Annotated in this window: 12 protein-coding genes; 5 read left to right on the forward strand and 7 right to left on the reverse strand. The window is 61.9% G+C overall.

Annotation, left to right across the window (positions count from 1 at the left end; genetic code table 11):
- Positions 1-45 precede the first annotated feature (45 nt).
- The 4 genes from glyS to ACVC5H_RS21975 all read left to right on the forward strand — a co-directional run bounded on the left by glyS (position 46) and on the right by ACVC5H_RS21975 (position 4,726).
- Positions 46-2,166, forward strand: coding sequence for a glycine--tRNA ligase subunit beta (gene glyS / locus ACVC5H_RS21960; RefSeq protein WP_489619844.1), 2,121 nt, complete (start codon positions 46-48; stop codon positions 2,164-2,166).
- A gap of 92 nt (positions 2,167-2,258) precedes the next feature.
- Positions 2,259-2,816: a D-glycero-beta-D-manno-heptose 1,7-bisphosphate 7-phosphatase gene (gmhB, locus tag ACVC5H_RS21965; protein ID WP_088754633.1), complete on the forward strand. Its 558-nt coding sequence runs from the start codon at positions 2,259-2,261 to the stop codon at positions 2,814-2,816.
- A gap of 67 nt (positions 2,817-2,883) precedes the next feature.
- Positions 2,884-3,666: a lysophospholipid acyltransferase family protein gene (locus ACVC5H_RS21970; RefSeq protein WP_489619845.1), complete on the forward strand. Its 783-nt coding sequence runs from the start codon at positions 2,884-2,886 to the stop codon at positions 3,664-3,666.
- 67 nt (positions 3,667-3,733) lie between these two features.
- Positions 3,734-4,726, forward strand: a complete 993-nt coding sequence (locus ACVC5H_RS21975) for a M48 family metallopeptidase (protein WP_489619846.1) — start codon at positions 3,734-3,736, stop codon at positions 4,724-4,726.
- 34 nt (positions 4,727-4,760) lie between these two features.
- Here the strand turns inward: ACVC5H_RS21975 and ACVC5H_RS21980 are convergent, their stop codons facing one another.
- Together ACVC5H_RS21980 and ACVC5H_RS21985 are read right to left on the reverse strand one after the other, a co-directional pair.
- Positions 4,761-6,884 carry a TonB-dependent receptor gene (locus ACVC5H_RS21980; protein WP_489619847.1) on the reverse strand — a complete coding sequence of 708 codons (2,124 nt, stop codon included), beginning with the start codon at positions 6,882-6,884 and terminating at the stop codon, positions 4,761-4,763.
- Positions 6,885-7,088: 204 nt separating this feature from the next.
- Complete coding sequence (locus ACVC5H_RS21985; RefSeq protein WP_489619848.1) at positions 7,089-8,372, reverse strand: chloride channel protein; 1,284 nt, start codon at positions 8,370-8,372, stop codon at positions 7,089-7,091.
- 480 nt (positions 8,373-8,852) lie between these two features.
- On the opposite strand from ACVC5H_RS21985, the gene gloA reads away from it, so the two are divergent.
- Complete coding sequence (gloA, locus tag ACVC5H_RS21990) at positions 8,853-9,257, forward strand: lactoylglutathione lyase (protein WP_489619849.1); 405 nt, start codon at positions 8,853-8,855, stop codon at positions 9,255-9,257.
- A 335-nt stretch (positions 9,258-9,592) separates the two neighbouring features.
- Here the strand turns inward: gloA and ACVC5H_RS21995 are convergent, their stop codons facing one another.
- The 5 genes from ACVC5H_RS21995 to pdxA all read right to left on the reverse strand — a co-directional run bounded on the left by ACVC5H_RS21995 (position 9,593) and on the right by pdxA (position 15,149).
- Complete coding sequence (locus ACVC5H_RS21995; RefSeq protein WP_209585377.1) at positions 9,593-10,819, reverse strand: IS256 family transposase; 1,227 nt, start codon at positions 10,817-10,819, stop codon at positions 9,593-9,595.
- 120 nt (positions 10,820-10,939) lie between these two features.
- Positions 10,940-12,535: an EAL domain-containing protein gene (locus ACVC5H_RS22000; protein ID WP_489619850.1), complete on the reverse strand. Its 1,596-nt coding sequence runs from the start codon at positions 12,533-12,535 to the stop codon at positions 10,940-10,942.
- 238 nt (positions 12,536-12,773) lie between these two features.
- Positions 12,774-13,145: a hypothetical protein gene (locus ACVC5H_RS22005; protein ID WP_489619851.1), complete on the reverse strand. Its 372-nt coding sequence runs from the start codon at positions 13,143-13,145 to the stop codon at positions 12,774-12,776.
- Between the two features lie 172 nt (positions 13,146-13,317).
- The gene (rsmA, locus tag ACVC5H_RS22010; protein WP_489619852.1) at positions 13,318-14,100 is read right to left on the reverse strand and encodes a 16S rRNA (adenine(1518)-N(6)/adenine(1519)-N(6))-dimethyltransferase RsmA; all 783 of its coding nucleotides are present in this window, start codon (positions 14,098-14,100) and stop codon (positions 13,318-13,320) included.
- A 26-nt stretch (positions 14,101-14,126) separates the two neighbouring features.
- Positions 14,127-15,149, reverse strand: a complete 1,023-nt coding sequence (gene pdxA / locus ACVC5H_RS22015) for a 4-hydroxythreonine-4-phosphate dehydrogenase PdxA (RefSeq protein WP_489619853.1) — start codon at positions 15,147-15,149, stop codon at positions 14,127-14,129.
- Positions 15,150-15,190: the final 41 nt, after the last annotated feature.

Genomic DNA, 15,190 nt, shown 5'->3' on the forward strand with positions numbered 1-15,190 from the left:
TTTCCCCTTGACCGGCGTCCCGAGCAAGACAGCAAGACAGACAACATGAACCAGACACTCCTCGTAGAACTCGTCACCGAAGAACTGCCGCCCAAGGCGCTGGCCAAGCTGGGCGATGCCTTCGCCAACGGCATCTTCAACGGCCTGCAAAGCCGCGGCTATCTCGACGCCGGCGCCGCCGCCACCGCTTACGCGACCCCGCGCCGCCTGGCCGTTTCCATCACCCAGGTGCGTGCCGCCTCGCCGGACAAATCGATCCGCGAAAAGGTGCTGCCGGTGACCGTCGCGCTGGACGCCGAAGGCCGCCCCTCCGCCCCGCTGGTCAAGAAGCTGGCCGCACTGGCCGCCTCCACCGGTGCCACCATCATCACCCCCGACCAGCTGGAACGCGCCCAGGATGGCAAGGCCGAGAGTTTCTTCTACACCTATACCGCCAAGGGTTCGGCTCTGGCCATCGGCCTGCAGGCGGCGCTCGACGAGAGCCTGTCCAAGCTGCCCATCCCCAAGGTGATGAGCTACCAGCGCCAGTTCGGCCGCGCCGCCGGCGAGACGGTGCACTTCGTGCGTCCGGCCCACTACCTGGTGGCGCTACTGGGCAATGATGTGGTGCCGATCAACACGCTGGGCCTGGATGCCGGCCGTACCACGCTGGGCCATCGCTTCCTGTCCTCGGGCGCGCTGCAGATCGCCTCGCCCGACGCCTATGTCGAGGCATTGGCCGCGCAAGGCAAGGTCATCGCCAGCTTCACCGAGCGCCGCGAAAAGATCCGCACCGCGCTGCTGGCCAAGGCCGGTGCCGACCAGGTGCTGATGCCGGAATCGCTACTCGATGAAGTCACCGCGCTGGTCGAGTGGCCGGTGGTCTACGAATGCAAGTTCGAGGATGAATTCCTGGCCGTGCCGCAGGAATGCCTGATCCTGACCATGCAGACCAACCAGAAATATTTTGCGCTGACCGACGCCAATGGCCGTCTGCGTTCGCGCTTCCTGATCGTTTCCAACCTGGAGACCGATCGTCCCGAACACATCATCGGCGGCAACGAGCGCGTGGTGCGTCCGCGCCTGTCGGATGCCAAGTTCTTCTTCGAGCAGGACAAGAAAAAATCCCTGGTCGATCGCGTGCCGCAACTGGCCAACGTGGTCTACCACAACAAGCTGGGCAACCAGTTGCAGCGCACCGAGCGCGTGCAGGCACTGGCCGGCAAGATCGCCAGCCTGCTGGGCGGCGACGTCAAGCTGGCCGAGCGCGGCGCGCTGCTGGCCAAGGCCGACCTGCTGACCGACATGGTCGGTGAATTCCCCGAGCTGCAAGGCATCATGGGCACGTACTACGCGCGTCATGATGGTGAGTCCGATGAAGTGGCACTGGCCGCTTCCGAGCACTACCAGCCGCGCTTCGCCGGCGACGCCCTGCCCGGCACCGCCACCGGCACCGCCGTGGCGCTGGCCGACAAGCTGGAAACCCTGGTCGGCATCTGGGGCATCGGCCTGCAGCCCACCGGCGACAAGGACCCGTTCGCGCTGCGCCGCCACGCCTTGGGCGTGCTGCGCATGCTGGTGGAAAAGCGCCTGCCGCTGTCGCTGTCGGCCTTGCTGGAGGCTGCTGTGGCGCTCTTCGCCGGCAACGCCAACTTCAAGGAGCCGCGCGCCGAAGTGCAGGCCTTCATCCATGACCGCCTGCGTGGCCTGCTGCGCGAGCGCGGCTTTGCGCAGAACGAAGTCGAAGCGGTGGTGGCACAGCAGCCCGATGTGCTGGACAACGTGGTGGAACGCCTGCAGGCCGTGCAGGCCTTCGCGGCCCTGCCTGAAGCCGAGGCCCTGGCTGCGGCCAACAAGCGCATCACCAACATCCTGAAGAAGATCGAAGGCGTGGCCATCGACGCCCACGGTGCCGTGCAGGAAAGCCTGCTCAAGGAAACCGCCGAACAGGGCCTGTTTGCCGCCATGCAGACCACGCGTCCGCAGGTGCAGGCGGCCTATGCTGCGGGTGACTTCGCCGGCGCGCTCAAGGCCCTGGCGCAACTGCGCCAGAACGTCGATGCCTTCTTCAACGACGTGATGGTCAACGCCGAGGATGAGCAACTGCGCAAGAACCGCCAGGCATTGCTGGCGGCGCTGCATGGCATGCTCAACCAGGTGGCCGACATCTCCAAGCTGGCAGCGTAAGTAACCGCCGCTACCAGCAGTAACGCAAGCAATACCGATCCGCCGCGCACGGGCTTGTCCTGGCGCGGCGGTATTCATGAAGGAAAGCAGGAATGAAACTGATCATTCTCGATCGCGATGGCGTCATCAATCATGATTCCGATGCCTTCATCAAGTCGCCCGACGAGTGGATTCCCATCAAGGGGTCGCTGGAAGCCATCGCGCGCCTGAACCAGGCCGGCTATCGCGTGGTGGTGGCCACCAACCAGTCGGGTGTGGCGCGCGGCTTGTTCGACATCAAGACGCTCAACGCCATCCACCAGAAGATGCACAATGCAGCCCAGCAGGCTGGTGCCGATATCGATGCGGTGTTCTTCTGCCCGCACTCGGCCGATGACAATTGCGATTGCCGCAAACCCAAGCCGGGCATGTTCCACGAGATCGCCAAGCGCTTCAACATCAGCCTGCGCGGCGGCGTGGCCACCGTGGGCGACTCGCTGCGCGACCTGCAGGCCGGCTACGTGGCCGGTTGTGCGCCCTACCTGGTGCTGACCGGCAAGGGCGAGAAGACCCAGGCCAAGGGTGGCTTGCCACCGGGCACGCTGGTCTTCCCGGATTTGTCGGCGGTAGTTGATTTCATTCTCAAGTCGCCGGTCGGGGTATCGGTATAGTACGGCCACCAAGGCTGTCACTACGACTGCACAGCCTGCCCCATTCATTACAACAACATGCCTCGGCATGGGAGAAACGATTTTGCGCCTTGTCCTGATCCTGCGTTCGGTGGTCTTCATGGTCCTCATGTCCGTGGCCACCATCATCTGGTCCTTCGCCTGCCTGCTGTCGGCGCCCTTCCCTTACGCCCAGCGCTACTGGTGGACGTCGCGCTGGAACGTCTTCGTGCTCTGGGCCGCGCGCGTGATCTGCGGCATCCGCCATGAGGTGCGCGGCATGGAAAACCTGCCCGATGCGCCGGTGATCCTGCTCTCCAAGCACCAGTCGGCGTGGGAAACCATCTTCTACGTCATCAGCATGCCGCGTCCGCTGGTCTACGTGTTCAAGAAGGAACTGACCTACATCCCCTTCTTTGGCTGGGGCATCGGCCTGCTGCGCATGATCCCGATCGACCGCAAGAAAGGCCGTGACGCCTTCGCGCAGGTACTGGAACATGGTACGCGCCGCCTGCGCGATGGCCAGTGGATTGTGATGTTCCCGGAAGGCACGCGCACTGCAGTGGGCTCGCAGGGCAAGTACAAGGCCGGTGGTTCGCGCCTGGCGGTGGAGACCAATACGCTGGTGGTACCCATTGCGATGAACTCGGGCCAGTGCTGGCCCAAGGGCAGCTTCGTCAAGAAGCCGGGCGTGATCACGGTCTCGATTGGCAAGCCGATTTCGCCGGAAGGCATGACTACCCAGGAGTTGAACGAGCGCGTCGAAAATTGGATAGAATCCGAGATGCGCGTGATTTCGCCGGACGTCTACAAGAACAGCGCGCCCCGGCCGGCCGCCCAGGCATCCCAGTAATGCCGCGCGGCCGCACTCCTTGGTAGCCAACGAACTAACGAACGCAACACAGGACGCCGCGACCGCCTTGATACTGCTCCGCAAACCCAAGACCAATCCCGACCAGCTCTCGCTGCAACTGGATTTGTTTGGCACGCCTGCCGCAGCACCGGCAGCGCCGCCGGTGGATCCGGGCCCGGCGCTACCCTCGCCGACGGTGCAACCGCCGCTGATCGTAACGCCCCATCCGGTGGTGCATGCTGCCCCGCTGCCACCCCCGCTGATTCCCGAGCCAGCCGCCCCACACGCGCCCCCAAGCCCCTTGCTGGCACCGCCGACGACGGCCCGTCCGGCCGACGGCAAGCGCCGCATCCAGCTGGGCGAGCACACCATCGACTTTGCCCTGTTGCGTTCCAAGCGCCGCACCATCGGTTTCCTGGTGAGCGACGAGGGCTTGCGCGTGACCGCCCCAAAGTGGGTCACACTGGCCGAGATCGACAATGCCATCCGTGAGAAGCAGCGCTGGATCCTGACCAAGCTCAATGAGCGCCGCGAGCGCTCGGCGCGGCGCCTGCAACCGCAGATGCAATGGCGCGATGGCGCCACCCTGCCCTACCTGGGCAGCGATATCACGCTGCGCATCCGCACCGGCCAGCGCCAGGCAGTGTTCCTCGACGAAGTGACGCGCGAACTCAACATCAGCCTGCCCGCCGATGCCGGCGAGCAGCAACTGAAGGATCGCGTGCAAGGATGGCTGCAGGCGCGTGCGGAAGAACTGTTCGGCAAGCGACTGATGATCTACGCCGAGAAACTGGGCGTACGCTATCGCTCCTACGCCTTGTCATCGGCTACCACGCAATGGGGTTCCTGCACCTCGGATGCGCGCATCCGGCTGAACTGGCGGCTGATGCATTTCGCCCTGCCGCTGATCGACTACGTGATCGCCCACGAACTGGCCCACCTGCGCGAGATGAACCACAGCCCGCGCTTCTGGGCCACGGTGCAATCGATCTTCCCCGAATTCGAGACCGCCAAGAAAGCCTTGCGCGACAGCGCACCGGAAACCCTGCCGATCTTCTGACCGGTCCCGGCGCGCAATCCTGCGTGAACCTGGATCAGAAGCTCACGTTCACCCCCACATCCAGCGAACGTCCATAGCCCGGCAAGGCTTGCAGGCTACCGCTCTTGGCCTGGGCCAATCCCGACAGATAGACACCGCCCAGCGCATCGGCGTAGTTGCGATTGAACAGGTTGCTGATGCCTGCGCTCACGCTGATGGCGGCATTGAAACGGTAGCTGCTGCGCAGGTTGAAGACGGTATAGCTGGCGGTGACAGGTTCCAGCCGGTTGCTGTCCACCAGGGTCTTGCGCGCGACGTAGTTGACTTCAGCGCGATTGGTCCAGGCGCCCCGCTTCTGCTCCAGCGCCGCCAGCACATTGAAGGGCATCATGTGATACAGGTTGCCGCCATCGACGCGCTTGCCGCGCGTGAGGCCTGCCTTGCCGGTGAAGGCGATATCTCCCAGCGCGGCAGCGCGCCATAGCGGCCATTTCCACGAAGCGTTGATGCCATACAAACGGGCATCGTGATTGGCAAACTGCAGCAGCGCACCGGAGGCCGTGCTGACGCTGTAGGGATGGAAACTGCCGATGACGTCGGCATCGATGTAGTTCTCGACGTAGCTGAAGTAGGGCGTCAGCTTGAAGAACCAGTTGGGCTCGTTTCCTTCCTTCTCCTGGCCATGCCAGTCGGCCGTGGCCGAAAGCGTGTGCGCCACTTCGGGCTTGAGGTCGATGTTGCCGACGTAGCCGTTGCCATCGCCGAACCAGTTGGTCATGGTCATGGCCATGGTGCCGCGTCCCCAGGTATAACGCTCGTAAAGATTGGGCGAGCGGGTCTTGCGGGCGTAGCCGAATTCCCAGGTCTGGCCGGCATCGGGCGTGAAACGTGCCAGGGCGGTGAGGTCGATGTTGTTGTCGGTCTTCGCATGGCCGCGCGCATTGAAGGCGTTGGCGGCGGCCAGGTCGGCCATGTTCATCATGTTGGTGCCATAGGATTGCACATCGCCGGCATCGGTCTTGACCAGTTCATCGCGCACGCCCACGATTGTGCTCCAACGTTCATTCCATCGACGCTCCCATTCGGCAAAGAGGGCGAAGCGATCGCGTTTTCCGTCATTGATGTTCACATAGGTGCGCGGCCCCATCATCATCGAGCCTGGCACGGCGGGCCACTCGTCATCGAGATGGAAGCTGTGGTATTCGTTACCCACGCGCAGAACACTGCTGCCCTCGGGCGCCAGATCGATGTCGGCGCGCAGCGTGTAGCCGAGGTCGCGGCCGCGCGTCTGCATGGGCATGGTGCCGGTGCGTTCGGCGCTGAAGAAACCCATCTCATGCTCAGTGCGCTGCCAGTACACGCGGCCCAGCAGCTGGCCCCAGTCGAAGCGGCGCTCGTAGCCCAGGTTGGCGAAGGTGGAGCGGTTGCCGGTCATATCCATGTACTGGTTGGGGAAGCCCTGGTAGGGGATGAACTGCTGACCGGCCTTGAACACTACTTGCTGTCCGTCGCCACGGGCGGCCACCGTGATCGCGTGATTGTTGCTCTCGAACTGGCTGCCCAGCACCTTGTCGCCAGCGCCGTTGACGTAGCTCTCGGCACGCGACTGGCTGCCCACGTAGTGCACCGACAGGCTGTCGCTGGCCACGGTCGCCTGGACCGAGGCCGACACTTCCGAATTGACGCTGCGTGCCGACACCGAAAACCCGCCCTCGGTCAGCAGTTCCCCCGGCTGCGCGGCAAAACGGGGCGCGGGCGAGCTCAGGTCGATGCTGCCGCCGATGCTGTCGCCACCCACGCTGACCGGAGTGAGACCGGCGATCACGCGTGTCACGCCGACCTGGGCAGGCGGCATATAGGACATGGGCGCATTCATCTGGTTGCCACAGGCCGCCGTGACCTCCATTCCATCCAGGCGGATCTTGAGGCGGTCGGCGGCAAAGCCATTCAAGACGGGCAGCGCCGAGACGCCACCGGCAGCGGCGCTGGCATAACCGGGCTGGTCATTGAGCAGCGCCGCACTGTCGGCGTTGAGCGGGCTGGCGGGAGCAGCTTTGTCGCCACGTACGGTGACGGTCGGCAATGCCGTGGTATCTGTCTCGGCGGTGGTCTGGGCCAAGACATGGCCGCAAGTACTGAAGGCCAGCGCGAGAGCGCAGGCACAAGGAGTGAGTTGCATGGAATTCCCCTGAGATTGTCGTTATCGAGGTGCCCGTCATTGGATGCAGGCAGTGCGAGCGATTATGGACAAGCAGAACGTCAGGGGAGTGCGACATATTGTCGCGCGCAGCACGGCAATATGTCGAAGACGGCGCGCATGCGCCCGGGAAGCGGATGTCGGCGGCTGCGTCAAATTGACGCAGACCACCGACGTTTTGCAGCATCAATGCTTGAGGTAGCGCTCGGCCAGGGTTTCGTACAGAGGCGGCGCGAAGACCTTGGACACGGCCGAAGCGATCAGGGCCGTGGCCATCAGCGAGATCACCAGCGCATGGCCATCGACCATTTCCATGACGATCACGAAGGCGGTGATGGGTGACTGCGTGACGGCCGCCAGATAGCCCACCATGGCCAGCGCCACCAGCATGGGCAGCGAGGTGCCGCCGAAGAGCAGGTGCAGCAGGTTGCCGAAGCCGGCGCCAATGGACAGCGAGGGCGCGAAGATGCCACCAGGCAGGCCCGGCAGATAGGAGCCGATCATGGAGGCGAACTTGAGGAAGGGATAGAACACCGACAATCCCTGGCCATCGTTGAGCAAACCATGCGCCTGCTCGTAGCCGCTGCCGAAAGTGGCGCCACCGGCAGCCACGCCGATGACCGCGACGATGAAGCCGCACAGGGCTGCGAAGACCACCGGGCGCTCGGCACGCAGGGTCACGATGCTGGCCGGAATCCAGCGGGTGGGATTGAGGATGAGCCAGCAGAAGAGTCCGCCTGCCACGCCCATCAGCACGGCGGTGACCACCACGGCCAGGATCAGCCGGCCACTGGTTTCGCCGGGGAAGGTAATTGAGCCGAAATAGGTGTAGTTGCCGTTGATCGACAGCGCCACCAGGCCGGCAAAAATGATGGTGGTGATGACCACGCCGCTGGCCCGCTGCTCGAAGCTGCGCGAGAGTTCTTCGATGGCGAACACGATGCCCGCCAGCGGCGTGTTGAACGCTGCGGCCAGGCCGGCAGCGGCACCGGCCAGGATCAGGCGGCGCTCCATGTGCTCGTATCCGGATGGATACAACCGGCGCAGGTTGTACATGATGGCCGCGCCGATCTGCACCGTCGGTCCTTCACGGCCGATGGTCATGCCGCCAGCGATGGCCACCACCGACAGCACGATCTTGCCGACCAGCACCCGCATGGAAAGCAGCACGCTGCCACGCTCGGCCGTGTCACCATGCAGGGTGGCAATGGCTTGCGGAATGCCGCTGCCTTCCGAACCCGGGAAGTAGCGGCGCGTGATCCACACGCAGGCCGCGCAGACGGCAGGGGTCAGCAGCAGCGGCAGCCAGGGCGACTTGTGCTCGATGTTGCGAAAGACACCAAAGCCGATTTCGATGGCCTGGGCATAGAGCACCGCGACCAGGCCGACGATGATGGCACCGCTCCAGAGGATGCCGTATTCGACCCACAGGCGGCGCAGGTGGCTTTTGGAGAGTTGGTAAAGGCTCAATTGGCGTTCCTGTTGTTGTTCTGTTGATGCAAGGTTGATGCAATGGTGCGTCTTCAATGGACACGGCGGTCGCGGCAGAAATCCCGCGGCACGCCGTTACCATGAAAAAAGCCCGCACGAGCGGGCTGGCAGGCTGACGACAACGTGCCTCAGTCGGCGGCGTTGTACTGTTCCTTCTTCTGGATGAACTCGATCTTGTAGCCATCCGTACCTCAAAGTATAGCTGTAATGGCCGCACGTATTTAATTGATTTTAAAAGATTTTTCAAAAACAAGCAGCTGTCCACAACTCTATAGTTCGATGGACAGCATGCTAGTCGAGGTAAAGCTCTCAAAATTACCATTCCGAAATCTCATTTCATAACGGAGATGTGATCCGTCAAGCTAAGTCCAACTGCTGGCATTTTGCAGCAAGCGACATATTGCCAAATGTACGATAATTCCTCCGCCATGAAACTTTTGCCAAAGGAAGGACTCATCCATGAGAATGCTGCACACAATGTTAAGAGTTGGAGATTTGGATAAGTCTATCGACTTTTATACCAATGTACTGGGCATGAAACTGCTTCGTAAGAATGACTACCCTGATGGAAAATTTACTTTGGCTTTTGTTGGTTATGGTCCCGAGAACGAGCACACGGTATTGGAGCTAACCCACAATTGGAATACAACCACATATGACCTGGGAGCTGGATACGGCCATATCGCAATTGAAGTTGAAGATGCATATGCGGCGTGCGAGGCGGTTAAATCTAAAGGCGGTAATGTCACGCGAGAAGCAGGACCAATGAAGCATGGAAAAACTGTAATTGCTTTCGTAACAGATCCCGATGGCTATAAAATCGAGTTTATCCAGAAGAAAGAGCAGCGCGATTCTGCTGATTAAAAGAGAAGCCCGCTTAAAGCGGGCTTCTCTTTTAAAACACCCCCTTGCTTACGACTATCCAGAAATCGGTCTGACGCCCTCGAGTTTTTCCTAGCCAAAATGCAGTGGAAAAGGCTTACCAAATGGCGCTCAATGTAGATTGCTTCTTTTATGAAGAGCGATCTCCTTTTTTAGCTCGTAAATCTCGTATACCAATGCCAGCTCTCTAGCTACAGATTCCTCATACAGCGTGCGGTATCGCTCAGATCTTTCCTTCTCATTTTCTAGCAAATCATTTGTCGTCTTTTTTGATGAAGGACGGGCGTGTCCGATTTTTTGTGTAAACGGGATTTCGTTTAATTCATAGAGATACGTTCACCGAACTGGATAGTAAACCGAGTCAGTGCAGCTTTCCAATCTCGGATGGGCAGCGTCCACTTTTTACTGATGTTGCGCAGGGCCAGGAAGAAGAGTTTAATCAGCGCCTCATCGCTGGGGAACGAGCCCCGGTTCTTAGTCAGCTTGCGCAAACTCATGTTGACCGACTCGATGGCATTGGTCGTATAGATGACCTTTCGAATCTCTGGTGGGAAGTCGAAGAACGGAATCAGACGGGGCCAGTTGCGCCGCCAGGATTGGCCGATAGGCAGATACTCTGCATCCCATTTCTCTTCGAATTCACCGAGTCGGAGTTCGGCTTCTTCGGCGGTTGCCGACTGGTAAATCAATCGTAGGTCAGCCGCCACCTCCGGACGTCGTTTCCATGAGACGTAATTCAAGCTGTGCCGGACCATGTGGACGATACACAGCTGCACCGTGGTCTTCGGGAACACAGCTTCGATGGCATCCGGGAAGCCCTTCAAGCCGTCAACGCAAGCGATGAAGATATCTTGCACGCCGCGATTACGCAGCTCAGTGACAACCTGCAGCCAGAACTTGGCGCCTTCCGTTTGCGCTAGCCACAGTCCCAACACCTCCTTCTCACCGTCCATGGTGATGCCGATGGCTAGGTAGACGGCTTTTACTCGCACCGTTCCTTCACGCACTTTGACATGGATACAGTCGAGATAAACGATGGGATAAATTGGATTCAATGGCCTAGCTTGCCAGGCTTTGACTTCATCGACAACGGCGTCAGTGACCGATGAAATCAGGCTGGGTGACACCTCGGTTCCATACATCTCTTCCAGGTGCGCCTGAATCTCTCTTACTGTCATGCCACGGGCATACAGCGAAATAATCTTGTCGTCGAAGCCGGCCCAGCGCGTCTGATGCTTGGTTACCAGCTTCGGTTCGAAGCTGCCATGACGGTCTCGAGGAACTTCAATTGGCAACTCGCCGAATTCGCCCTTTAGCGTCTTGCGACTCTTGCCGTTTCGGGTGTTGCCCGACTCATTGGCTACGCTCCCGTGCTTCTCATGGCCCAGGTGCTCGCTCAGCTCGGCTTCCAGGGCTCGTTCCACCACCAGCTTGGTGAGATGCTTCAACAGGCCTTCTTCACCTATTAAATCTTCGGGATTCTTGTAATTGGCTAGCAATCCAGCCAGTAATTCTTCGGGTACGTCGTGTTTCTTTTTACTCATTGTGGCTCCGGACAAGGCGACAGTTTCCTGCCAATAGTCCGTTTACACAAAATTATGTACAGGCCCGCCTTAGGGCCTGTTCACATTCAATCTGCGAGTGCGATTGAATGTGAACAGGCCCTAGTCCTGGTCGGTCCCGCGCAAGCGGTGAATCTGCTCTTCCAGGGCACTGATGCGGTACTGCAGCCGGCGCTCGGTGCTGATGTCGACGATCACCCCGTACCAGCGCACGACGCGTCCGTCGGCATCGGCATGCGGCGAGGCGCGGCTGCGCATCCAGCGCCACTGGCCATCGGGCCAGAGGACCCGAAACTCGGTGCGAAACGGCCGCCCTGTGGGTATGTTGGCCAGCCATTCCTGGCGCACTCGCACGCGGTCTTCCTCGGGCATGTGCGCCAGCCACTGCTGGTGTCGCTCTGCGGTGGTCAGCTCGGGCAGCCATTCGAAGGTCGGCCCGATGTAGTCAATCACACCTTGCGCGTCAGCGGCCCAGGGAATGTTGGGGCTGAGGTCGATGGCCCGATGGAAATGCTCTTCACTGTCGCGCACGGTGCGCTCGGCGCAGACCCGCGCCGTGATGTCCACGGCCGAGCCCGAAATGCCCAATAATTCACCCAGGTCGCTGCGCACCAGCTGGAAGGCCAGCAGCGAGGTACGCCCGGTGCGCGAGTTGAAGAATTCCATGGGCGCGGGCGATGCGCCATCAACAACCTCGGCCACCATCCGCAGCAGCGGCTGGTGTTCACTGCGATCCAGCAGGTCGGTGACGGGACTACCCTCCAGATCGCTGCCGGCATTGCCGCCGAGCAGGTCGATCATCATGGCATTGGCACTGACCACACGCAGCAGCGGGTCGAGGAAGCACAGGCCCACCGGCGCGCTGCGGTACAGCGCGTCGAGCTGGTGCCAACGCTGGAAGGGCGAGGTATCGATGCCGGCGCTGTGGCGCTGCCAGACGCCGCGCTCACCGATCAGACGCGCTGCGTCGGCCAGCGGGGCCGGCCGGCCAAGATGAAAACCCTGTCCGAATTCGCAGCCCATGCGCCGCAACAGATGGGCGTGGTGTTCGGTCTCGATACCTTCGGCCACCACATGCATCTTCAGGCTCTGGCCCAACCCGGCCACCGCCAGCACGATGCGGAAGTTGTCCGGGTCCTGGTCCATGGTCCGCACGAAACTGGCGTCGATCTTGATCTCGTCGAAGGGATAGGACTGCAGCCGGGTCAGGCTGGAATAACCGGTGCCGAAATCATCCAGCGACAGGCTGGCACCGGCCTGTCGCGCGGCCAGGATGGTCTGCAGCGTGCGCTCATGATCCTGCACCAGCAAGGTCTCGGTGATTTCCAGCTGCAGGCGCGACAGCGGCAGCCCGTGCGTGTGCATGACGGCGGCCAGGCGGTCCAGCAGGCTGGTATCGAGGAACTGGCAGGGCGACAGATTGATCGCCAGCCGCAGCTCGGGGGGCCAATGGCGCAGGCTGACGGCCACGGTATCGAGCAGCTTGAGCAGCAGGGCGTCGAGCACACCGCCGCGTTCGGCCACATCGATGAAATCGATGGGGGAGACCACGCCGCGCTGCGGACAGGTCCAGCGTGCCAGCATCTCGAAACCGGCAATGCGGCCGGTGCGCAGATGCACCAATGGCTGCAGCGCAGGCCAGATGTGGCCGGCGTCGAGGGCGATCCGGATGTCATCGGCGGCGATGGAGGCCATCATCTGGGGCGGGTTTCCTTGCTTGTTGGCAATGCATGCTGTTTCGCCTCCCTGGCGAAACGATCAGGCTTATTATGCTGACAAAATACCAAGCCGCTCATGATTATGTAGCGTTTTACTGACGCTTTGCTTGCCCACGCCCCTTTTACATACCGACGAAAAAAAACGGGCAACCTGCTGGTTGCCCGTTTCCCTCAAGATGGCTTGCGCCGTGGATGTCCTGCTTGCAGCACCGTGCTGCTCAACGGCTGTAGTAATAATCCGGACGGTCGTCGTAGCGATAGGTACGCACTTCCGTACGCTCCACGTAGCGCACCGGACGCGGCGGCGGCGGGGCGTAGTAGCGCGGCTGCTCATAGACCACCTGCTGCGGCGGCTGGTAATACACCGGCTGCGGGGCCTGGTAATAGACCTGCTGCGGCGGGGCCTGGTAGACCGGCGCAGGCGTGGCGTTGGCGATCAGCGATCCGATGGCGACGGCGCCGATGATGCCGGCAGCGATGGCCACTCCGTCACCGCCCCGGTCATGCGCCATCGCAGGCGTGCTGACGACGGCGGCCGAAGCCAGAAGAGTGGTGGCGATCAATACCGATGCGATTTTTTTGCTGGCCATGATTGGCTCCTGTCAAAGAAGTCCGCGATCTGTCGCGGCACGATTCCAATATAAGACAGGTTCAGCTTTAAACCACCGAATATGAAACTTCGTTACAGTTCTTACGGGTCGCGGCGCGGCTGTAATAAAGTGCAACAGCCGCCGTGCGCCTCTCCGGCGGGGCCAGCCCGGCTCAAGCCTGGCGTGCCGCCAGCAGATTGGCCAAGGCCACGAACTGCTCGACCGGCACCGCTTCCGGACGCGCCTGGGGATCCACGCCCGCCCGGCGCAATTCCTCCTCGGAAAACAAGCCGGCGACGCAATTGCGGATGACCTTGCGGCGCTGGGAGAAGGCCTTGGTGACGACCTGCTCCAGCAGGGCTTGTTGGCAAGCCATGGGTTGCGCCAGCGGAATCATTCGCACGATGGCCGAATCGACCTGGGGCGGCGGGTCGAAGGCGGTAGGCGGCACCACGAAGAGCAACTCCATGTGATAGCGCCACTGCAGCATCACCGACAAGCGACCATAGGCCTTGCCGCCCGGCTCGGCCACCATGCGCTCGACCACTTCCTTTTGCAGCATGAAGTGCTGGTCCTGGACATGCGGGGCGATCTCGGCCAGGTGGAACAGCAAGGGGCTGGAAATGTTGTAAGGCAGGTTGCCGACCACGCGCAGCTTGCGCCCTGTCGGCACCGGGATGCTGGCGAAATCGAACTTGAGGGCGTCGGCCGAATGGACGGTCAGGCGGGCAGCGTCGAAGCGCTTCTTGAGGCGTTCGACCAGATCGCGGTCCAGTTCCACCACATGCAGGTGGCGCAGTTCTTCCAGCAGCAGCGCGGTCATGGCCGCCAGGCCGGGACCGATCTCGACCATGGCGTCATCGGCGGCGGGCGCGATGGCGCGGATGATGTCGTGCAGCACCACGTCGTCGGTGAGGAAGTTCTGGCCGAAGCGTTTGCGCGGGATGTGTTTCATGGTGGTTCCAGTGTGTTCTTGCTATGTCAGACGGCGGCCTGGCGGCGCGCCATGTCGGCAGCGGCGCGGATGGCCACGCACATGCTGCCATGGTCGGCCTGGCCCAGGCCCGCGGCGGCCAGGTCCAGTGCCGTGCCATGGTCAACCGAAGTGCGGATCAGGGGCAGGCCCAGGGTAATGTTGATGCCGTGGCCGAAGCTGGCGAATTTGAGGACCGGCAAGCCCTGGTCGTGATACATGGCCAGTACGCAGTCGGCTTCTTCCAGATATTTGGGCTGGAACAGGGTGTCGGCCGGATACGGGCCACGTGCGTCGATGCCGCGCGCACGGGCGGCTTCCAGCGCAGGCGTGATGACCTCGATTTCTTCCCGGCCGAGATAGCCGTTTTCACCGGCATGGGGATTGAGGCCGGTCACCAGGATGCGCGGACGGGCGATACCGAACTTGCCGCGCAGGTCGGCTTGCAGGATATCGAGCGTGCGCGCCAGGCTCTCGGCCGTGATGGCAGCCGGGACATCTTTCAAGGCCAGGTGCGTGGTCGCCAGCGCCACGCGCAGGTGCGGTGCCTCGCCGCCAGCCAGCATCATCACCACTTGCGGGGTGCCGGTGACCTCGGCCAGGTATTCGGTATGGCCGGTGAAGGCCACGCCGGCATCATTGATGGTGCTCTTCTGCAAGGGGGCTGTGACGATGGCGGCAAAGGCGCCGCTCAGGGCCCCCTGCACGGCCAGGTCCAGGGTCTGCAAGACGGCGCGGCCATTGCGGGCATCCAGTACGCCGGGACGCACCGGTTCGGCCACCGGGCAATCGATGACGGTGAGGCAGTCGACCGGAAAATGCGGCAGGCCGCTATTGCGCCAGGCCTGAATCGACAGGGCCGCAACCCGCATTTGCGGATCAATTTCGTAAGCCGTCTGTGCCAGCAGGGCGGCGTCGCCCAGCAGGATGCAGCGCGCTTCGTGGCGCAGCTCCCAGGCGGCGCGCAGGGAGATTTCAGGGCCGATGCCTGCCGGTTCGCCACAGGTCAGCGCGAGGATGGGTCGGTTCATGGCGTCTTCAGTCATGGCCCATGCGGGCCGGTGCGGGCTTC

It is taken from the genome of Herbaspirillum sp. Her3 (assembly GCF_057961275.1).

Excerpts from the sequence above, each read along its gene's own strand:
- glyS (WP_489619844.1), top strand. The coding sequence starts at position 46 with ATGAACCAGACACTCCTCGTAGAACTCGTCACCGAAGAACTGCCGCCC.
- gmhB (WP_088754633.1), top strand. The coding sequence starts at position 2,259 with ATGAAACTGATCATTCTCGATCGCGATGGCGTCATCAATCATGATTCC.
- ACVC5H_RS21970 (WP_489619845.1), top strand. The coding sequence starts at position 2,884 with ATGGGAGAAACGATTTTGCGCCTTGTCCTGATCCTGCGTTCGGTGGTC.
- ACVC5H_RS21980 (WP_489619847.1), bottom strand. The coding sequence starts at position 6,884 with ATGCAACTCACTCCTTGTGCCTGCGCTCTCGCGCTGGCCTTCAGTACT.
- gloA (WP_489619849.1), top strand. The coding sequence starts at position 8,853 with ATGAGAATGCTGCACACAATGTTAAGAGTTGGAGATTTGGATAAGTCT.
- ACVC5H_RS21995 (WP_209585377.1), bottom strand. The coding sequence starts at position 10,819 with ATGAGTAAAAAGAAACACGACGTACCCGAAGAATTACTGGCTGGATTG.
- ACVC5H_RS22000 (WP_489619850.1), bottom strand. The coding sequence starts at position 12,535 with ATGATGGCCTCCATCGCCGCCGATGACATCCGGATCGCCCTCGACGCC.
- ACVC5H_RS22005 (WP_489619851.1), bottom strand. The coding sequence starts at position 13,145 with ATGGCCAGCAAAAAAATCGCATCGGTATTGATCGCCACCACTCTTCTG.
- rsmA (WP_489619852.1), bottom strand. The coding sequence starts at position 14,100 with ATGAAACACATCCCGCGCAAACGCTTCGGCCAGAACTTCCTCACCGAC.
- pdxA (WP_489619853.1), bottom strand. The coding sequence starts at position 15,149 with ATGAACCGACCCATCCTCGCGCTGACCTGTGGCGAACCGGCAGGCATC.